We start from the raw sequence: 19091 nt of genomic DNA, 5'->3' as shown, positions 1-19091 counted from the left end.
GAAGTTCAGGCGGGGCGCCTCATGATGCCGACAGTGGCTGCTGGCCCGCCATCAATGACACCCCCTCCGGCATGACCTGCGCCGCGAGCGTCGTCCGCAGGATCCCAAGCAACCGCTGCGCGCTAGGCGAAATCGACCGCAACTGCCGCGTGATCACGCATAACTCGCGCGATAACCGCGGCCCATGCAGTTCGCGGAACGTCAGGCTCTCGAACTCGTTGCGCTGGAACGCAAGCGCGGGGAGCACCGAGTAGTAGTTGCCCCGCGCCAGCATCGCGAACAGATAGGTAGTGCTCTCGACCTCGTCGTGCTCGCCGCCGAGCACGGGCCAGTGCGCCGCATGGGTCAGCAGGAACTGGCCGATGCCCGTGTCGGGCGAGAAGCCGACATAGCGCGCATCGGACGCGCGGGTCAGGTCGTCCCATGTCACGGGCCTGTCCAGCGCCGCAACGGGAGAGTCGCGGTGGCACACGACGCCATAGCAGTCGCGCACGAGCGGCGTGTAGTCGAGGTCCTCGTGACCGCGGTATTTGCTGTCGATGGCGAAGTCGACCTCGCCCTCCAGCACCAGCCGTTCCGTCTGCTGCGCGGCCGGATTCCGCAGCGAGATGGTGATGCCGGGATACGCCTCGCGAAAGACCGGCAACGCGGGCACCAGGAACTGGCTGATGACCGAGGAGGCCGCGCCGATACGGATATGGCCACGCTCGCCCTGCGCCAGCGCCAGCAGGTCCGACACCGCGCTGTCGAAGCCATTCACCACGCGCTCGGCCTCCGCCATGAAGCGCGCGGCGTGCCCGGTCAGCACGACGCGCCGCGTGGTGCGATCGAACATCTTGAGGCCCACCGCCTCCTCCATCTGCTGGATCGTCGCCGTCAGCGCGGACTGGGTCATGCATAAGCGGCCGGCGGCGACGGTGAACGAGTTCGTCTCGGCCACGGCGAGGAAGCAGCGCAACTGCTTGAGGGTGACGTTGTGACGCATGGCGGGGCAAGGGGGTGCGGGGCCTGGGCGGAAAGCTCGGCAAGAGGCGCCGCCCCGGATTTATCGGATTTTCGTAATAGTCGGCGGAAAAAATTCGTTTGTCCAGACAAATGGCCGTCCTTAGACTTTCTCCGCAGCCATCGTGCTGACCGATTCGCCCCCCAACGATCGACCTTCTGCCCAGGACCCCCATGAAGACCCTGACTGGTGTTGCCGCCGTTCTCCTTGCCACGCTGCCAATGCTCGCGCTCGCCGGCCCCGAGGACACGTATCCCGACAAGGCCGTACGCATCGTCGTGCCGTTCGCGGCGGGCGGCTCCACCGACGTGGTCGCGCGCATCCTCGCCGAGAAACTCCAGGCCCAGTTCAAGCAGCCCTTCGTCGTGGACAACCGCGCCGGCGCCAGCGGCAATATCGGCGCCGAGCTGGTCGCCAAGTCCCCGGCCGACGGCTATACGTTGCTGATGGGCGCCACGGGCATCCTGTCGATCAACGACCACCTCTACGGCAAGCTCAACTACAACGCGCAGAAGGACTTCGCCCCGGTCGCCTACGCCACCGAGAACGCCAACATCCTGGTGGTGTCGCCGACCTTGCCCGTCAAGGACGTGCCGTCGCTGGTCTCGCTGGCCAAGACGCAGCCCGGCACGCTGAGCTTCGCGTCCTCCGGGCCCGGCAGCTCGACGCATCTTTCCGGCGAACTGTTCAAGTCGATGGCCGGCGTCAACCTGCTGCACGTGCCATACAAGGGCAGCTCCGCGGCACTGACCGACCTGCTTGGCGGCAACGTGTCGATGCTGTTCGACAACGCGCCGTCGTCCATCGGCTTCGTCCAGCAGGGAAAACTGCGCGCGTTGGCGGTTACCAGCCGCAAGCGCATTCCGGGTCTGCCCAACGTGCCGACACTCGATGAAGCGGGCATCAAGGGCTACGAATCGCTGTCGTGGAGCGGCGTGGTGGCACCCGCCGCCACGCCCCGGCCCATCGTGATGAAGCTCAATCGAGCCATCGACCAGATCCTGAAGTCCGACGACGTCCGGGCGAAGCTCGTGCAGCTCGGTGTGGAGCCGGTCGGCGGCACGCCCGAGGATTTCGCGAAGCTGATCCAGACCGAGCACGACAAGTGGGGCACGGTCATCAGGACCGCCGATATCAAGCTCAACTGAGACAGGATCGTTACATGATCCACGCCTCCAAGACCGCCACCACGCGTGCCCAGACCCTCGCCGAAAAGCTGCTCTCGCGCGCTGCCGGGCGGACGGTCTACGCCGGAGACCTCGCGATCTGCGCGCCCGACGCGGCCATGGGGACCGACGGCTCCATCCCAATGGCGCTCGACTATTTTCGCGACATGCAGCCGGACGGCACGCTGCCCGCACCGGCCCGAGCCGAGCGGCTCGTGTTCGCGCTCGACCATTACGGCCCGGTGTCCGGTGAACGCGCGATGGCCCTCCAGCAGCGCGCCCGCGACTATGCGCAGGCGCACGGCATCTGCACCTTCGAGGTCGGCGAGGGCATCGGCCATCAGCTGATGCTCGAGCGTGGCCGCGTATTGCCGGGGCAGCTGGCGGTCGGCGCCGATTCCCATGCGGTGTCATACGGCGCGCTCAACGCGTTCGGCTCGGGCATCGGCTCGTCCGATTTCGCGGGCATCCTGCAATGCGGCCAGCTTTGGCTCAAGGTGCCGGGATCGGTCCGCATCGTGCTGACCGGCAAGCTGCCGCCGTATGCATCGGCGAAGGATCTCGCACTGACGATGGCGCGGCGGCTCGGCGCGGGCGGGGCCAACTATCTCGCGCTGGAATTCGCGGGGCCCGGCGTGGCCGCGCTCGACATGGACGACCGCATCGTGCTGGCCAACATGTCCGTGGAGATGGGCGCCAAAGCGGGCCTTTTCCCGTACGACACGTGCACGGGCGCCTGGCTGGACACGCGCACCGATGCGCCGTTCGACCCCGCGGAGGCCGATGCCGATGCGGTCTATGTCCAGACGCTGACGTTCGACCTCGATGCCATCGCGCCGCAGGTGGCGCTGCCGCATCGCGTGGACAACGTCGTGGATATCGATGCCGCCGGCCACACCGCGATCGACATGGTGTACCTCGGCACGTGCACCGGCGGCCGGACCAAGGACTACCGGGAAGCGCTCGACGTGCTCAGGCAAGGCGGCGGCGTCGCCCCCGGCGTGCGGCTGATCGTCACGCCGGCGTCGGCCGCCATTCAGGCGGAGCTCGAAGACAGCGGCATGCTGGCCGAGTTCTACGCGCTGGGCGCCGAACTCCAGCCACCGGGCTGCGGCTCCTGCTGCGGAACGTGCGGCAGCGTGCCGGCCGATGGCGAACGCGTGTTGTCCACCGCCAACCGCAACTTCAAGGGGCGCATGGGCAATCGCCAGGCGCAGATTTTCCTCGCGTCGCCGCGCGCGTGCGCGACGGCCGCCGTGACGGGCCGCCTGACCGATCCGCGCGAGGGCCCATGACGATGGAAGCATCTGCCTCCTCCACGGCGAGCCTGACGGTGATCCCCGGCCGCGCGCGCCTGCTCGGCGACGACATCAACACCGACTACATCATCTCCTCGAGCCGCAAGAAGGACAGTGTCGATCCCCTCGTGCTGCGCGGCTACCTGCTCGAAGACCTCGATCCGGACTTTGCCGCCTCCGTGCAGGAGGGCGACATCCTCGTGGCGGGCCACAACTTCGGCTGCGGCTCCGCGATGGAAGTCGCCGTCACCGTGGTGCTGGCCGCGGGCATCCGCGTGGTCGTCGCGCGAAGCTTCGCGCGCACGTATTGGCGCAATGCCATCAACAACGGTTTGCTGCTGATTACCGCGCCGGTCGACGACCTGTGCGAGCTCGTGCGCGAAGGGGAGGTCGTTGCGCTTCACCTCTCCGGTTCGCGGGCCGAACTGCGCGTCGGGGCCGATGCGCGCCGTGTCATTCCCTGCGAGCCCGTACCGGAGATCGTGCTGAAACTCCGCGAAGCCGGCGGACTCGTTCCTTATCTGCGCCGCCACCGGACGCTTGCATAGCCCTCTTCGGCGAACCCACCTGAACCCTCACACCCGTCCACGACCATCATGAGCCTGATCGCAGCACGCCTCAATCGCATCAAACCATCGCCGAGTTCCATGGCCGGTCAGCGCGCGCGGGAACTCCGCGCCGCCGGCCGCGACATCATCGGGCTGACCTCCGGCGAGCCGGACTTCGACACGCCCGCCCATATCTGCGAAGCAGCCGCGCGGGCCATGTCGCGGTCACAGACCAAGTACACCGACGTCGGCGGCACGCCCGAACTGCGCGCGGCCATCGCGGACAAGTTCCGCCGCGACAACCAGCTCGACTACGCGCCCAATGAACTGATCGTCGGCACGGGCGGCAAGCAGATCATCTTCAACGCGTTCATGTGCACGATCGAGTCGGGCGATGAGGTCATCGTGCCCACGCCGTACTGGGTGTCATATCCGGACATCGTGCTGCTGGCCGAAGGCAAGCCCGTGTTCGTCGACTGCCTGCCTGCGAACGGCTTCAAGCTCGCGCCGGAAGACCTCGAGCGCGCGATCACGCCGCGCACGCGCTGGCTCGTGCTCAACGCGCCGAACAATCCGAGCGGCGCCGCGTATTCGCACGACGAGCTGAAGGCATTGGCGGAGGTCCTGATGCGGCATCCGCACGTGTGGGTGATGACGGACGACATCTACGAGCACATCCTGTACGATGGCCGCAGCTTCGCGACGATCGCGCAGGTGGAGCCCGCGCTCAAGGACCGGACGCTGACGATCAACGGCGTCTCGAAGGCGTATGCGATGACGGGATGGCGCATCGGCTACGGCGGCGCGCCGGCGGCGCTCGTCAAGGCGATGGTCAAGCTGCAATCGCAGAGCACGTCCAACCCGTCCTCGATCAGCCAGGCGGCCGCCCTCGAAGCGCTCAGCGGGCCGCAGGACTTCATCGCGGAGCGCACGCGCATTTTTCAGACGCGCCGCGATGCGGTGGTGAGCCAGCTCAACCGCATTCCGGGCATCCGCTGCCATTCGCCCGAGGGGGCGTTCTACGTCTTCCCCTCCTGCGCGGATGCCATCGGCAAGGTCACGCCGACGGGACAGCGCATCGAGACGGACGAGGACTTCGTGCTCTATCTGCTGGAGGCGCAGAACCTAGCGGTGCTCCAGGGCGGGGCCTATGGCGTGTCGCCGTTCTTCCGCATCTCGTTCGCGACGTCGATGGAAAAGCTCGACGCGGGGCTTGCGCGTTTGCGCGCGGCGTGCGAAATGTTGCGCTGATCACCGCGCATTCGATTCGACAAGGCGAAACATGACGACCCAGCCAGCATCTGCAACGCCCTCCAAGGCATGGCCTCCGGGCTACCGCATCAATCCGCGCGCGGACGGTCCGCCGCCCGCCATCGTCGCGGCGTTCCGCAGCATGCCCGTCGCCGCCATCGGCGATGCGATGAGCCGCAACATCGGCACGTACGGACTGCGCCAGTACCACGCGCGGCTGGACACCGTCCTGTGCGGGCCGGCCGTGACCGTCCGCGTGCGCCCGGGCGACAACCTGATGATCCACAAGGCGCTCATGATGGTGCAACCCGGCGACGTGCTCGTCATCGATGGCGGCGCGGACGTGACGCAGGCATTGGTCGGCGGACTCATGCGCACGACCTGTATCGCGAAGCAACTCGGCGGCCTGGTGATCGACGGCGCCGTGCGCGATCTGGTGGAATGGGCCGAAGAGGGCATGCCGATCTTCGCGCGCGGCCATACGCATCGCGGGCCGAGCAAGGACGGCCCCGGGGAGATCAACATCCCGATCTCTTGCGCGGGCATGGCCGTCCTGCCCGGCGACCTGATCGTCGGGGATGCCGATGGCGTCATCGCGGTACCCGCGGCCGAGGCAGAGGACGTGCTGCGCCGCACGCGGGCGCACCTCGAACGCGAAGCCGCGATCCGCGAGACCAATCGCACGGGCACCGCGGATCCCGAACGGTTCGATGCAGTGCTGCGCGCGAAAGGTCTTCCGGTCTGAGTGACCTCGTCGGTATCGTGCATGGCATGCGATGATGCGGGGGCGCGCCGCCGCATCCCCCATGGCGACCATGTCCGACAAGCCGAGGAGTTCATGAAAGTTCTGATTGCCAGGCTCAACCACGAAACCAACACCTTCTCGCCGGTCGCCACGCCGCTGGCATCGTTCGATCCGCAATACGGTGCCGACGGCTACCGCGCAGCCAGGGGCTCGCGTACCGCCGCCGGCGCGTTCATCGACCTTGCCGAGGCCGCCGGCGCGGAGATCGTCGTCCCTGTCATCGCGGGCGCCAATCCCAGCGGACGCGTGGCGGCCGCGGCGTATACGCACCTGACCGATACGATCGTCGAGGCGGCGGTGGGATGCGATGCGGTGTTGCTCGACCTGCATGGCGCGATGGTCGCGGAGAACAGCGACGACGGGGAGGGCGATCTGCTCGCCCGCCTGCGTCAGATCCTGCCCGTCGCACCGATTGCCGTGGCGCTGGATCTTCACGGCAACATCACGCAAGCGCTGATCGATCACGCGGACATCGCGATCAGTTTCAAGACCTATCCGCACATCGACATGTACGAGACCGGAGAGCACGCCGGACGGCTGCTGTTCGAGATGGCGGCGAAACGCATCCGGCCTGTCATCGCCTGGCGGCGGCCGCCGTTGATGACGCACACCCTGTGTAGCCGCACCGACGAAGGCGCCATGGCGCGCGCGGTGGCCAGCGCGAAGGCGGCCGAGCGCGATGGCATGCTTGCGGTATCGGTGCTGGCCGGGTTCGGGCTGGCCGATATTGCCGCGCCGTGCCTGTGCGTGATCGTCGTCGGCAATGGCGACCAGCAGGCCGCGGAAGCCGTGGCGGATCGCATCGCGGCACAGATCTGGGAAGAACGCGAGGGCTTCGTCTACACGTCCGCGCCGCTGGAGGTATCGATCGCCGAGGCAGCGCGGGCTGCGCAGGGGGAGGACGGGGAGGAGGGGAAGGGGAGCGCGCGCCGTCCCGTGCTGCTGCTTGACCATGGCGACAACTGCATGTCCGGCGGCACCTGCGACAACATGGCGGTCCTGCATGCGGCCCTCGCGCGGGGCCTCGACGGCATCGCGGTCGGTCCCGTGTGCGACCCCGAGGCGGTCGCGGCGCTCATCGCGGCGGGTGTGGGGGCGGCCGTGACGCTGCCCGTCGGCGACAAGGTGGCCATGCCCCAGCTCGGCGTATTCCCGGAACCCCGCCCGCTGTCCGGCACCGTGGCTGCGATCAGCGACGGCGAGTATGTGATTTCCGGCCCCACCTATACGGGCCAGCGCATCCGGATGGGCCGAACCGTGCTGCTCGATACGGGCGCGGCACAAGTCATCGTGACCGAGACGCCGCAGGAGCATTGGGATCTCGGCATCTTTACCCACATCGGCGTCGACCCGCACGCCGCGCGTTTCCTGCTGCTAAAGTCGCGCATGTACTGCCGTCCGGTCTTCGTACCCATCGCGAAAGCCGTCGTGGAATGCGACGGCGAAGGCGTGACGAGTTCCCGCTACGAGAAGTTTCCGTTTCGCAAGGTAGACCGGCCCGTGTTTCCGCTGGACCGGGATACGGCATGGCAGGGCGTTGACTGGAGCCGACCATGATCCTCGTCGATCGCCTGTCCCAGGCGGGCCTCACGCTGCCTCCGCCCATCCGTCCGCTCGGTTCGTACCGTACAGTCTCTGTGTCGGGGAAACAGCTCTACGTCTCCGGCCTCGGACCGTTCGAGGACGGCAAGCCGATCGTCGGTGTCGTCGGCGACGACATGTCGCTGGAGGCGGCCCAACGCGCGGCGCACCTCACCATGCTGATGATTCTGTCGTGCATCGACGAGGCATGCGGACTGGACAACGTCGAGCGATGCAGCCGGCTGACCGTCTACGTGCGCGCGGCAGCGTCGTTCACCCAGCATCCGCAGGTGGCCAACGGCGCCAGCGATATCCTGCTGACGCTATTCGGCGAGGACAAGCTGCCGGCACGCAGCGCGCTCGGCGTTCATACGCTGCCGATGGGCATTCCTGTCGAGATCGACAGCATTTTCGAATTGAAGGGTTGAGGGGCGGACGTCAGTCCGCCTTGATCTCCGCGCGTGCCGCTACCGCGCGCATGGCCGGCAGTTCCTTCTCGATCCGCGCCTGCACGGTCGCGCCGTTGCCGTAAGCCGGCGTTAGCCCGAGTTCCACCATGCGCGCCTGCGTTGCGGGCGCGGTGGCGACGTCCGCCAGCGCCTTTTCCAGCTTCTGCTGCACCGGCGCGGGCAGTCCCGCCGGCGCCATCAGCGCGAACCAGCTGCCCATTTCGAAACCCGGATACCCGCTTTCCGCGACCGTCGGCACCTGCGGCAGGGCACGCTGGCGCTGGGCCGAAAGCACCGCCAGCGGCTTGATCTTGCCCGACTTGATCAGCGGCTGGCTGGCCACGACCGTGTCGACGGACACGGGCACCTGACCGCCGACCAGCGCCGTCAGGCTGGGCGCGCTGCCGTTGAACGGCACGTGCACCATGCGGATGCCGGTCGTGGACTTGAGCATCTCGGCACCGAAATGCACGGACGATCCCGCGCCGAACGAGCCATAGGAGAATTTGTCGGGCTGGGCCTTCGCCTGTGCGACGAGGTCCTTCAATGAGGCGATATGCGTGTCGTTGTTGGCCACGAGCACGAGCGCCATGTCCGCGACCTGTCCCAGCGCGGTAAAGCTTTTGTTCGCGTCGTACGCGAGGTTCTGGCGAATGGCGGGGTTCAGCGTCAGCGTGCTGTTCGACGCGAGCAGCAGCGTGTAGCCGTCGGGCGCGGCCTTCGCGACCTGCGTCGCGCCCACGACCGTGCCGGCGCCGGGCTTGTTCTCGACGACCACGGACTGGCCGAGCTTCTCGCCGAGTCCTACCGCGAGCAGCCGGCCCAGCACGTCCGTCGCGCCGCCCGCCGCGAATGGCACCACAAGCCGAATGGGGCGGTCGGGATAGGACGTGGACTGCGCGAAGGCCTGCGGTGCGGCCAGCATCAGGGTCAGTGTGCCGCAGGCGAGCAGCAGCTTCAGGGGATTCGGGGTCATCGCGTCGATTCCTGATAACAATGGGGGAAGGGCAATCTGGGAGGCGTTCAGCCAGGTTCAGCCAAGCAGGGGACTCCGATGGCGAGAGAATCCGCCAGCCTCGTCATAGGCATGGCCGAGCTGGAGCACCGCCGCGTCGCTTTGCGCGGGGCCGATGATCTGGATGCCGGCAGGCAGGCCATTCGCGCCGAATCCCGCCGGCGCCGCGAGGGCGGGAAGCCCGGCCATCGTGGCGGGCACCACGGTCTGCATCCACCTATGATAGGTGTCCATGTCGCGGCCATCGATCGCGTGCGGCCAATCCCATTCCGCGGGGAACGGGAATACCTGCGTGGACGGCATGACGAGGTAGTCGTAACGCTCGAACAGGGTCCGCAGGGCCTGATACCACGCACTGCGCACGCACATTGCCTCGAACACGCGGTTACCGGACAACGCGCGTCCGCGCTCGATTTCCCACACGGCTTCGGGTTTCAGCTGCGCCCGCCTGGCGGGGTCTTCCCACAGCGCCTTGTTCGCGCCGGCCACCGCGAAACTGCGCAGATCGATCCACGCCATCCACAGTTGTTCGAGATCGAACGCGGGCAGCGCGGGCTCCACCGTGCAGCCGATCGCGCGCAGATGCGCGAGCGATGCCTCGCAGGTGTCCAGCAGGCCCGGCTCGGTCGGCAACTGACCGCCGAGATTGCCGAGCCAGCCGACGCGGACGCCCGACCAGTCGCGCGCGGGCGGCAGGGTGAAGCTGCCGTGCGGTTCGGCATGGCGTGTCAGCGGCAGACGCGCGTCGAAGCCCGCCTGCACGGACAGCAGCATCGCGAGGTCCGGTATGTTGCGCGCCATCGGCCCGGCCACGCTGAACTGCTGGAAGAAGACTTCGTCCGTCGGTCCATGCGGTACGCAGCCGACGGATGTGCGCAGCCCATACACGTGGTTGAACGCGGCCGGCGTGCGCAGCGACCCCATCATGTCCGAGCCGTCCGCCACCGGCAGCATGTGGAGCGCCACGGCCACTGCCGCGCCGCCGCTGCTGCCGCCGGCCGAGCGCGACGGGTCCCATGCGTTGCGGGTGGTGCCGTAGACCGGGTTGTACGTGTGGCCGCCGAGCCCGAACTCGGGGGAGTTGGTGCGGCCGACGAACAGGGCGCCGCCCGCGCGCATGCGCTCGAAGATCACGGCATCCGTGCGGGAGACCTGGCCGGCGAAGATCGGCGAGCCTTTGGTGGTGACCATGCCGGCTGCCGGCATGATGTCCTTGGGCGCCTGCGGGAATCCATGCAGCGGGCCGCGGCTGTGGCCACGCGCCAGTTCCGCGTCGCGCTCGCGTGCCAGCGTATGCAGGGCATCGCGGTCGGTCGGCGCGACGATTGCGTTCACCTCGGGATTGTGGCGGTCGATCTGGGCCAGAAAGGCATCGAGCACCTCCACGCAGGAGATGTCGCGCGCATGGATCGCTTGCGACAGGTCGGTGGCGTCGAGTTCGACGATGGAAGTCGCGGCGGACGATTGCAGTGTCATGAAATCTCGTGTCGGGGTCGCTTCGGAAACAGCATACGAGTGGGCGTGCCTTTTCGACAATCGATGATTTTTCCAGATATCCTTGCGTAAAACGCAAACCGGAGAAACCCCGATCGTGCTGTCGCATCGCCTGCAGGACACCTCGCTACGTTATTTCCTGGAAGTCGTGCGCTGCGGATCGCTGACCGATGCGGCCAGGCGGCTCAATGTCACGGTGTCCGCGGTCAGCCGGCAGGTCGCCGTGCTGGAGGAAGCGCTCGGCGTACCGCTGTTCGACCGCCGTCCCCGCGGGATGGTGGCCAGCGCCGCGGGCGAACTGCTGGCCGCCTTCGCGCTGCGCGGGGCGCTCGACGCGGACCGGGTCGTGACGGAAATCGCGGCCCTGCAGGGCTTGCGTCGCGGCCGGGTCCGGGTCGCCTCGTCCGCTGGCTTTGCCATCGACTTCCTCCCACGGGCGATCGCCGAGTTCCGGACGAACTATCCGGGGCTCCATTTCCATGTGCGGGTGTCGCCGCCGGCGGAAGTCACGAGCGTGGTGCTTCGCGGCGATGCGGATATCGGCATCACCTATAGCCGAGCGGCCGGGCACGGCATCCGCGTCGAGCACCGCCAGCCGGCGCCGGTGATCGCGATCATGCGGCCCGATCATCCGCTCGCACGCTTCCGCAGCATCACGCTGGCCCAGATGCAGGCGCATCCGATCGCCTTGCCGGAGGGCGACAACACCGTGCGGCAGCTCTTCGACATCGCCTGCAGCGAGCGCGGCATCGTCTTCGAACCGGTGCTGGTGACCAATCATTTCGAAACGTTGACGAGCTTCGTCCTGCACGGCGGCGGCCTGTCGATCTCGGGCGCCGTCACCGTCGGCGACCGCGTCCGCCGGGGAGAAATCCATCCTGCCACGATCCGCGAACGCGGCATGAACAGCCGCGTCATCGAACTCCAGACGCTGGCCGGCCGCGTTCTCCCGGAAGGCACACTGGCTTTCCTGAAATACATCCGGGAGCGGCTGGTAGCCGAAGGCGCATGAAAGCCCCCGAGGGCTCGCTCCGGGAATCGCCTGCTATAGTCACGGCCTGTCAAACAGGCATCGCCCCCTTGGGCATCCACGAAGCATGAGCGATAAACCGATTCGCGTGTCGCACGTCGCGGTACCGGGCACGCTGAGCGTTCTCAAGCTGAAGTCGCACCTGAGGACCACCATCGGCAACTTGGCGGCGGAAGGCCCCGAGGATGAGATCCTGCTCGTCAAGGTACTGGTCCCACGCGCGCTGGGACTCAAGGCCGGCGAGCGCTTCTTCGACAAGGTCCTGCAGCAGATCGTCGGGGACGACAAGCGAGTGCGGCGCGTGTCCGTCGAGTTCGTCGATGGCGACATCACGCCCGAGGTCATCGCCGCCAGCGAAGCGCGCGTGCAGGCGGAGGTCGCGCAGTACGGGCATCTGCTGCAGGACGCCGACGACGCGTCCCAATAGCATTCCCACAGACGCCTCAGCCCACAGGCATCGCCGCGTTGAAGATCAGCACCATGATCAGCCCGACGACGGCCACGATCGACTGGACCACCGAGATGGTCTTGGTCGCTTCGCTCATGGTCATGCCGAACGACTCCTTGACCATCCAGAACCCGGCATGGTTGGCGTAGTTGAAGAACAGCGACCCGCAGCCGATCGACAGCGCGAGCAGCGGCAGATTGAGGTTCGGATCGCTGCCGGCGAGCGGCGCCAGCAAACCTGCCGCACCGACGATGCCCACCGTCGCCGACCCCGTGGATACGGATAGCAGCATCGCGATCAGCCACCCCAGGATCAGCGGCGGAAACGCGAGCTGCTGGGTCAGATGCACGATGGCGTCGCCGACCTTCGCGCTCGTGAGCATCTGCTGAAACGCGCCGCCCCCCGCGATGATCATGATGATCGACGCAATGGGCTTGAGGCTGTTACCGAGCGCGCCACGCAGCTTCTCCGCGTCGCCGCCGCGAGAGATCACCAGCGCCACGATCGCAAACAGCACGCCGAGCAACATGGCAATCAGCGGATTGCCGAGGAAACTCGCCACATGCAGCGCGGCGCTTCCCTTGGGCAGCACCGTCTCGGCAATGGCATGCACGAGCATCAGGATCGCGGGCAGCAATGCCGCCAGCACGCCGGTCCCGACGCCCGGCCGCCGGCCCGCATCCGCTTTTTCGCTCGCTTTCTCGGTCAGGGTGAACTGGTCGAGCAGAGCCTGATCGGGCCGGGTGCTCATGCGCGGCGACATGAAGGCGCCGTAAAGCGGACCGCCAAGAATCATGGCCGGAATGGCGGCGAGAAAACCGTACAGCATCGTGGGACCCACGGACGTCTTCAGGCTCGCGATCGCGGTGAGCGGACCGGGGTGCGGCGGCACCATGCCATGCATCGCGGCCAGCGCGGAAATGACGGGGATGCCCACATACACATAGGCCGACCCCTTGAAGCGCCCCTTGCTCTCGAGCTTCCGGGCCACGCTGAAGATCAGCGGCAGCATCACGACCAGCCCGACTTCGAAGAACATCGGAATCCCGACCACGAACGCCACGAGCGTCATCGCCCACGGGATCATCCGATCGGAGGCACGCTTCAGGATCGCATCGGCGATCTGCTCCGTGGTGCCCGCATCGGCAAGGATCTTGCCCAGCATCGCCCCGAGCGCGATCACCACGCCTACTGCCCCGAGCGTCTTGCCGGCCCCATCGACCAGATGCTTGACGATGCTTTCCGGCGCCATGCCGGTCGCGAACCCGACCCCGACGGAAACGATGAGCAGTGCAAGGAGCGGATGCATCTTGATCCGCGACACGATAAGGGCAACGAGCAGGAGCACGCTGACGAGGGCCGTCAGCAGCAGTTGTAGATCCAGGGGCGTCATGAAGTGTCAAAGCGAGACTGCGAGGGGCTCCATTATCTTTCCATTATCATTCGTGTGGAAGATTCGCCGCACAGGACCCTCAAACGACCTCAAACAAGCCTTCGCCATGGATCTGCTGAACAGCATGACGGTCTTCGTCCGCGTCGTCGCTTGCGAGAACTTCACCACGGCCGCGGACCAACTGGGCATTTCCACCACGATGGTCAGCAACCATATCCGCGGGCTGGAGACGCGGCTAGGCGCCAAGCTGCTGCACCGGACCACCCGGAGGCAGAGCCTGACCGACATCGGCCGCGCGTATTACGAGCAGTGTGTCGACATCCTGTCGCGGATAGAACTTGCCGAGACGAGCGCGCGCGAACAGCGTGCGAATCCGAAAGGTCTGCTGCGAATCAGCGCGGTCGTCAGCCTCAGCGCGCATACGCTCGTGCCGCTGATCGCCCAATATATCGAGACCTATCCGGAAGTGGAGGTCGAACTGATCTTCAGCGACGAGGTCGTGAACCTGATCGAGGGCGGGTTCGACGCGGGTATCCGCTACGGCGACCTGCCGGATAGCGGACTCGTCGCGCGCGAGCTGGGCAGGACCCGTCTGGTTCCATGCGCCGCACCTGCGTATCTCGACAGCCACGGCGTGCCGGAATCCCTCGCCGACCTGCAGGGACACACCTGCCTGGCCTTCCACAACACCGTCGCGCAATGGCAATGGAAGTTCGGCGGTGGCGACCCCACGTGCGTCGCCACCAAGGGACGGTTCAGTACCAACAACATGCCGGCCCTGCGAACGGCCACGCTCGCGGGACTCGGCATCGCCATGCTGCCGCGCGATCTGGCGGACGCCGATATCCGCGAAGGGCGCCTGATACCGTTACTGGAGGCATTCGGCGCGCCCGACCGCCCGCTGCATATCGTCTACATGCAGGACCGGCTGATGACGCGCAAGCTGTCGAGCCTGATCGATTTTCTCGTGGCGCATTTCCCGAAATAACGGAACCTGCTATCCCCGAGGCCGTCAGGACGCCGTCGCCCCCGCCCACAGGTCGACCGGCCCGAGGCGGTCCGCACCCTGCGTTTCGAGCATCCAGCCCGGGTACTCGCGCGGCAGCACGCTGACGGCGTCGATGGCCGCGATCTCGTCGCGCGACAGTTCGATCTTCGTAGCTTCGAGGTTATCGGTCAGCTGGTCGAGCCGCTTCGCGCCGACGATCACGCTGGTCACGACTTCGCGCGAAAGCAGCCACGCCAGCGCGATCCGCGCCACGCTGCATTCGTGAGCCCTGGCGATCGGGGCCAGCACGTCGAGCACATCCCACGCGCGCGCCTTGTCGACGATCGGGAAATCGAAGTCCGAACGGCGCGAACCCTCGGGGTTCTGATTGTCGCGGCTGAAACGGCCCGACAGCAGGCCGCCGGCAAGCGGACTCCAGACCATGAGGCCGAGTTTCTCGTGCTGCATCAGCGGAACGAGCTCCCGCTCGAGGTCTCGGCCCGCCACCGAGTAGTACGCCTGCACGGTCGCGAACCGCGCATAGTTCTTCGCGTTCGAGATGCCCAGCGCGGTGGCGATTCGCCATGCGGCCCAGTTGGAGACGCCGATGTACCGCACTTTGCCCTGCGTGACCAGATCGTCGAGCGCGCGCAGCGTTTCCTCGATCGGCGTCACCGTGTCGGTGGCATGGATCTGGTACAGGTCGATATGGTCGGTGGCCAGGCGCCGCAGGCTGGCATGCACCGCGTCCATCAGATGGCCGCGCGACGCGCCCACGTCGTTGCGCCCAGGGCCCATGCGGCTGTAGCCCTTGGTGGCCAGCACATACGCCGTGCGCGGCACGCCCAGATTCCTGAACGCCTGCCCGAGCGTCGTTTCGCTTTCCCCGCCCGAGTAGACATCCGCAGTATCGAAGAAGTTGATCCCGGCGTCGAGGCTCGCCTTGACGAGCGTATCGGCCACGTCCTGGCCGACATTGCCGATATGCTTGTAGATGCCTTGACCGCTGCTGAAGGTCATGGTCCCCAGGCAGAGCTGTGAGACGAGAAGTCCCGTATTGCCAAGCTGCTTGTATTGCATGGTGTTTCCCTCGGAATCGATGCGACCCGCCAACTGTAGTGCGCCGGCCGAGGGAGAAACAGCGCCCGAGGATGAAAGGAGATTCAAGCGTCGGTTGACAATGGTCCGCTCAGAACTTGTAGCTGACCGTCCCCAGTACCGTGCGGCGGCTGCCGAAATAGCAGCCCGTGGAGGAGATGCAGGTGCTGACGTAGCGTCGATCGAAAAGATTGGTCGCGTTGACCGCGAGCCGGACGCCGCGCAGTTGCATGAAGGACTTCCCGAGGTCGTAGCTCAGCGCCGCGTCGAACACGGTGGCGGCCGGCACGCGGAACGCATTCGCCGCATCGCCGTAGGACCGTCCGATATATCGCACCCCCGCGCCCAGTCCCAGCCCCTGGAACACCGTCTGGTGGAAGGTGTAGTACATCCACAGCGAGGCCTGATGCACCGGCACGAACGGCAATGCGTTGCCTTGGGTGGTCACGCCGCGCGCATTGGCATTGGCCTTCAGCACCTCGGTGTTCGAGTACGCGTAGGACGCCACCACGTCCAGCCCGCGCGAAAGGCTCGCCTTGCCTTCGAGTTCCACGCCGCGGACGCGCGCCTCGCCGCTTTGCGTGTTGAAGTTGATGTTCAGCGGATCGGGCGTCAGCACGTTGGTTTGCCGCAGGTCGAACGCGGACAGCGTGACGAAGGCATTGACGCCCCTGGGCGCGTACTTCACGCCCACCTCGGTCTGGCGGCCGCGCGTCGGCTCGAACGGCGAGCCCGTCCGGCCGATACCGGCCTGTGGCTGGAACGAGGTCGCGAAGCTTGCGTATGGCGCAAAGCCGCTGTCGAATCGGTACGTCAGCCCGGCGCGTCCGGTGAACGCGTTATCGCTCTGCCGCGTGCTCACCGTGTTACCGGTTTGCGCGGTAAAGGTGTCGGTATCGCTGCCCGCCCAGTCGTAGCGGCCGCTCAGCAGCAGTGTCCAGCGATCGATCGACAGGCTGTCCTGCACATAGCCGCCCACCTGATGGCGCGACTGGTCGACGCGTGTCCCCAGCGGCGGCCGGCTGACCGGCGCGCCATAGACGGGATTGAACAGGTCGAGGGCGCGAACGGCGACCAGTTGGGACTCCTCGTAGCGCGCGCCTTCGTACTGGTAATCCGCGCCCAGTAACAGCGTGTGTTGCACGGGGCCGGTCCGGAAATTGGCTTCGGCCTGATTGTCGATGGCAAACACACCGCTGCGTTCCGGGAACGCCCAGCCATATCGGCTTTCGGTGCGGAGGTCGGGGTTGATCGCCAGACCCTGCACGCGCTGCGAATCCGTATCGATGTAGCTGTAGCGCGCGTTTTGCCGGAACTGCCACGTCTCGTTCGCGCGATGCTCGAACTTGTAGCCGAACAGCATCTGCTCGCTTTCGAACTTGTCGTAGGCGGGTTCGCCGATGAACCGATTGGTGGGAATGCTGCCATTCGGATTCGGCAGCAGCGTACCAGCCGCGGGCAGCGCGGGCGGCGCGCCGCCGCCATCGGAGCGGATCTTCTGGTACTGCGCCATCAGCGTCAGCGAGGTATCGGTGCTGGGGCGCCACGTCAGGCTAGGGGCCACCATCACGCGGCGCTCGTTCAGATAGTCGATCTCGGTATTGGTGTCGCGCGCCAGCGCCACCACGCGATACAGTAGCTTGCCGTCCTCGTCGATGGGCCCGGTGAAGTCGAACGCGCCCTGGGCGCGGTCATGGCTGCCGGTTTGCAGCACCACTTCACGCGAGGCCTGTGCCTGCGGCAGCTTGCTCACGAGATTGAGCAATCCGCCCGGCGAACTCTGGCCATACAGGACCGATGCCGGCCCCTTGAGCACCTCGACGCTTTCCAGCGCATAGGGGTCGATCCGTGGCTGGGAGTAGCCGCGCGCGCCATACGGCAGGCGCAGGCCATCGAGGTAACGCAGCGGGACGAACCCGCGGACCGCCAGCCAGTCGTAGCGCAGATCGGTATCGCCATACTGGTTGACCACGCCCGGCGTGTACTGCAGCGCCTGCATGACGCTCTGCACGCCTTGTTCATCCATCTGCTCGCGCGTGACCACATTGATGGTTTGCGGCGTGTCGATCAGCGGTGTGCTCGTCTTCGCGCCGCTGGCGCGGTGAGGCACCACGCCATCCGCATTGCCCGACATGTCGGCCGTGCTGGCGCTCACCGTGACCGTCGGCAGCGTGGCGGCGCGCATGTCCGCGGGCGCCTGCACCACGGTGAATGTGCGCGGGCCGTTGTTGACCACGCGCAGGCCGGAGCCGGCCAGCATGCGGGAAAGCGCGTCTTCGACGGTCAGCGTGCCACGGACGGCGGGCGCGCTGAGGCCATCCGCCAGTGCGGTCGCAAACAGGATCTGCGTGTCGGACTGGCGCGCGAGGGCCGCGAGCGATTGCGCCAGCGGCTGGGCGGGAATGTCGATGGCCCGGGCCACGCCCTGCGCGATAGCGCCGGCGGCGAGCATCCCCGCGAGGGCTGGAATCAACTTCGGGACGAGTATCGGGACGACCCGCCGGACGAGCACCATCGGCGGGCAGACGGCAAGACGGGAAGCGCGGGCGGCGCGCCGGCGGCAGACGGTGGACTTCACGAAGACTCCCTGATGTGTGGCCGAACCGTTCGGCCTGTTCATGGAGTTGCCGTGCGCCGGCACCGCCCTGTACACCTGCCGCGCGAAAAAATTTTCACATCAGGGACGCGGTCTTGCGGAAAGATGCACGCTGCCGTCAGCGTCGCCGCGCACGGAGACGGGCAGGATGCCGGGCAGCAGGCGCAGGATCGCCTCGACCTGGTCGCGGTCGAACTCGCCGGAGAGGCGTAGCTGCGCCACGCGGGGGTCGTCGATCACGATGGGCGAGGGCGCGTGCGGCTGCATTTCCGCGATCGCGTCGGCAAGCGTCGCGCCATCGAAAGAGAACTTGTCGCGCTGCCACGCCAGGGCCCGTTCCGGGTTCACGCTCACGGTGTTCCCGGGTCGGCCACCGGCCTCGACATCCACGCGCTGGCTGGCGCGCAGCGTTCGCGTATGGCCTCCGGCCTCGACCTCCACCGCGCCCTCGAGCACGGTAACGCGCGTGCGGCGCGGCAATCGCTGGACGTCGAAGACCGTGCCGATGTCGCGGACACGGGTATCGCCAGCCGTCACGACGAAGCTTCGCAGGCCATGCGCGACGGTAAAGACGGCTTCGCCACGGTCGAGCGAAAGCGTGCGGGAGCGCAGCGCCCAATGCACGGTGAGCTGGGTGTCCTTGTCGAGCGTGGCGATGCTGCCGTCGGCGAGAGGCACGGTTTGCGAGGCGGATCCGGCGGTGAACTGCTCCGTGCGGTAGACGGGATCGGCGAGCCACGTTGCCACGGCCGCGAGGAACACTGCCATGGTGGCGGCCGTGTACTGACGACGCCGTTTGCGCCGGCGCGCGTGCGCGGCGGCGGTAATGGCCTCCACCGACGGAAAGCGGTCGCGCAGCGCGTGCTGATAGGGAGAAAGCGGATCGTGCGTCCGCTCGGAAGAGTCTGTCATGGATGAAACCGCAGTG

General features: G+C 66.9%; 17 protein-coding genes. 10 read left to right on the top strand and 7 right to left on the bottom strand.

Features of this window, described 5'->3' with window-relative positions; translation table 11 throughout:
* Positions 1 to 19: 19 nt before the first annotated feature.
* Complete coding sequence (locus tag KHP16_RS14470) at positions 20 to 985, bottom strand: LysR family transcriptional regulator (protein ID WP_179594330.1); 966 nt, start codon at positions 983 to 985, stop codon at positions 20 to 22.
* A 191-nt stretch (positions 986 to 1176) separates the two neighbouring features.
* Here KHP16_RS14470 and KHP16_RS14465 point away from each other — a divergent pair, with 191 nt between their 5' ends.
* The 7 genes from KHP16_RS14465 (at position 1177) to KHP16_RS14435 (ending at position 8080) form a co-directional block, all read left to right on the top strand.
* Positions 1177 to 2151: a Bug family tripartite tricarboxylate transporter substrate binding protein gene (locus KHP16_RS14465; protein ID WP_244835805.1), complete on the top strand. Its 975-nt coding sequence runs from the start codon at positions 1177 to 1179 to the stop codon at positions 2149 to 2151.
* 14 nt (positions 2152 to 2165) lie between these two features.
* Complete coding sequence (locus tag KHP16_RS14460; RefSeq protein ID WP_211960501.1) at positions 2166 to 3464, top strand: 3-isopropylmalate dehydratase large subunit; 1299 nt, start codon at positions 2166 to 2168, stop codon at positions 3462 to 3464.
* Positions 3461 to 4015 carry a LeuD/DmdB family oxidoreductase small subunit gene (locus KHP16_RS14455; RefSeq protein ID WP_121492562.1) on the top strand — a complete coding sequence of 185 codons (555 nt, stop codon included), beginning with the start codon at positions 3461 to 3463 and terminating at the stop codon, positions 4013 to 4015. Before KHP16_RS14460 ends, KHP16_RS14455 begins: the two co-directional genes overlap by 4 nt.
* A gap of 48 nt (positions 4016 to 4063) precedes the next feature.
* Complete coding sequence (locus KHP16_RS14450; protein ID WP_109584212.1) at positions 4064 to 5266, top strand: pyridoxal phosphate-dependent aminotransferase; 1203 nt, start codon at positions 4064 to 4066, stop codon at positions 5264 to 5266.
* 31 nt (positions 5267 to 5297) lie between these two features.
* The gene (locus KHP16_RS14445; protein WP_115954776.1) at positions 5298 to 6011 is read left to right on the top strand and encodes an RraA family protein; all 714 of its coding nucleotides are present in this window, start codon (positions 5298 to 5300) and stop codon (positions 6009 to 6011) included.
* 93 nt (positions 6012 to 6104) lie between these two features.
* On the top strand, positions 6105 to 7628 hold the full coding sequence (locus tag KHP16_RS14440) for a M81 family metallopeptidase (protein WP_211960500.1): 1524 nt from the start codon (positions 6105 to 6107) through the stop codon (positions 7626 to 7628).
* A complete protein-coding gene (locus tag KHP16_RS14435; RefSeq protein WP_211960499.1) occupies positions 7625 to 8080 on the top strand; it encodes a RidA family protein in 456 nt (151 codons plus the stop codon). Before KHP16_RS14440 ends, KHP16_RS14435 begins: the two co-directional genes overlap by 4 nt.
* Before the next feature lie 10 nt (positions 8081 to 8090).
* On the opposite strand, the gene KHP16_RS14430 is transcribed toward KHP16_RS14435, so the two are convergent.
* Positions 8091 to 9077, bottom strand: a complete 987-nt coding sequence (locus tag KHP16_RS14430) for a Bug family tripartite tricarboxylate transporter substrate binding protein (RefSeq protein WP_109584216.1) — start codon at positions 9075 to 9077, stop codon at positions 8091 to 8093.
* Positions 9078 to 9134: 57 nt separating this feature from the next.
* Complete coding sequence (locus tag KHP16_RS14425; RefSeq protein WP_211960498.1) at positions 9135 to 10592, bottom strand: amidase; 1458 nt, start codon at positions 10590 to 10592, stop codon at positions 9135 to 9137.
* 115 nt (positions 10593 to 10707) lie between these two features.
* On the opposite strand from KHP16_RS14425, the gene KHP16_RS14420 reads away from it, so the two are divergent.
* The gene (locus KHP16_RS14420; protein WP_121492567.1) at positions 10708 to 11622 is read left to right on the top strand and encodes a LysR family transcriptional regulator; all 915 of its coding nucleotides are present in this window, start codon (positions 10708 to 10710) and stop codon (positions 11620 to 11622) included.
* An 85-nt stretch (positions 11623 to 11707) separates the two neighbouring features.
* A complete protein-coding gene (locus tag KHP16_RS14415) occupies positions 11708 to 12067 on the top strand; it encodes a hypothetical protein (protein ID WP_109584219.1) in 360 nt (119 codons plus the stop codon).
* Between the two features lie 16 nt (positions 12068 to 12083).
* Here the strand turns inward: KHP16_RS14415 and KHP16_RS14410 are convergent, their stop codons facing one another.
* Complete coding sequence (locus KHP16_RS14410) at positions 12084 to 13481, bottom strand: GntP family permease (RefSeq protein ID WP_109584220.1); 1398 nt, start codon at positions 13479 to 13481, stop codon at positions 12084 to 12086.
* A 106-nt stretch (positions 13482 to 13587) separates the two neighbouring features.
* Here KHP16_RS14410 and KHP16_RS14405 point away from each other — a divergent pair, with 106 nt between their 5' ends.
* The gene (locus KHP16_RS14405) at positions 13588 to 14469 is read left to right on the top strand and encodes a LysR family transcriptional regulator (protein ID WP_109584221.1); all 882 of its coding nucleotides are present in this window, start codon (positions 13588 to 13590) and stop codon (positions 14467 to 14469) included.
* 24 nt (positions 14470 to 14493) lie between these two features.
* On the opposite strand, the gene KHP16_RS14400 is transcribed toward KHP16_RS14405, so the two are convergent.
* The 3 genes from KHP16_RS14400 to KHP16_RS14390 form a co-directional block, all read right to left on the bottom strand.
* A complete protein-coding gene (locus KHP16_RS14400; RefSeq protein ID WP_109584222.1) occupies positions 14494 to 15549 on the bottom strand; it encodes an aldo/keto reductase in 1056 nt (351 codons plus the stop codon).
* Positions 15550 to 15658: 109 nt separating this feature from the next.
* The gene (locus KHP16_RS14395) at positions 15659 to 18145 is read right to left on the bottom strand and encodes a TonB-dependent siderophore receptor (protein ID WP_211960497.1); all 2487 of its coding nucleotides are present in this window, start codon (positions 18143 to 18145) and stop codon (positions 15659 to 15661) included.
* A 99-nt stretch (positions 18146 to 18244) separates the two neighbouring features.
* Positions 18245 to 19075, bottom strand: a complete 831-nt coding sequence (locus tag KHP16_RS14390) for a FecR family protein (protein ID WP_211960496.1) — start codon at positions 19073 to 19075, stop codon at positions 18245 to 18247.
* Positions 19076 to 19091: the final 16 nt, after the last annotated feature.

The organism is Cupriavidus plantarum, from assembly GCF_905397285.1.
GTDB lineage: Bacteria > Pseudomonadota > Gammaproteobacteria > Burkholderiales > Burkholderiaceae > Cupriavidus > Cupriavidus plantarum.
The sequence above is the reverse complement of the archived record's forward strand: the minus strand, read 5'-3'. Positions and strand labels throughout refer to the sequence as shown.

Bases quoted from the DNA above. Each gene is read 5' to 3' on its own strand.
- KHP16_RS14470 (WP_179594330.1), bottom strand. From the start codon at position 985: ATGCGTCACAACGTCACCCTCAAGCAGTTGCGCTGCTTCCTCGCCGTG.
- KHP16_RS14465 (WP_244835805.1), top strand. From the start codon at position 1,177: ATGAAGACCCTGACTGGTGTTGCCGCCGTTCTCCTTGCCACGCTGCCA.
- KHP16_RS14460 (WP_211960501.1), top strand. From the start codon at position 2,166: ATGATCCACGCCTCCAAGACCGCCACCACGCGTGCCCAGACCCTCGCC.
- KHP16_RS14455 (WP_121492562.1), top strand. From the start codon at position 3,461: ATGACGATGGAAGCATCTGCCTCCTCCACGGCGAGCCTGACGGTGATC.
- KHP16_RS14450 (WP_109584212.1), top strand. From the start codon at position 4,064: ATGAGCCTGATCGCAGCACGCCTCAATCGCATCAAACCATCGCCGAGT.
- KHP16_RS14445 (WP_115954776.1), top strand. From the start codon at position 5,298: ATGACGACCCAGCCAGCATCTGCAACGCCCTCCAAGGCATGGCCTCCG.
- KHP16_RS14440 (WP_211960500.1), top strand. From the start codon at position 6,105: ATGAAAGTTCTGATTGCCAGGCTCAACCACGAAACCAACACCTTCTCG.
- KHP16_RS14435 (WP_211960499.1), top strand. From the start codon at position 7,625: ATGATCCTCGTCGATCGCCTGTCCCAGGCGGGCCTCACGCTGCCTCCG.
- KHP16_RS14430 (WP_109584216.1), bottom strand. From the start codon at position 9,077: ATGACCCCGAATCCCCTGAAGCTGCTGCTCGCCTGCGGCACACTGACC.
- KHP16_RS14425 (WP_211960498.1), bottom strand. From the start codon at position 10,592: ATGACACTGCAATCGTCCGCCGCGACTTCCATCGTCGAACTCGACGCC.
- KHP16_RS14415 (WP_109584219.1), top strand. From the start codon at position 11,708: ATGAGCGATAAACCGATTCGCGTGTCGCACGTCGCGGTACCGGGCACG.
- KHP16_RS14410 (WP_109584220.1), bottom strand. From the start codon at position 13,481: ATGACGCCCCTGGATCTACAACTGCTGCTGACGGCCCTCGTCAGCGTG.
- KHP16_RS14405 (WP_109584221.1), top strand. From the start codon at position 13,588: ATGGATCTGCTGAACAGCATGACGGTCTTCGTCCGCGTCGTCGCTTGC.
- KHP16_RS14400 (WP_109584222.1), bottom strand. From the start codon at position 15,549: ATGCAATACAAGCAGCTTGGCAATACGGGACTTCTCGTCTCACAGCTC.
- KHP16_RS14390 (WP_211960496.1), bottom strand. From the start codon at position 19,075: ATGACAGACTCTTCCGAGCGGACGCACGATCCGCTTTCTCCCTATCAG.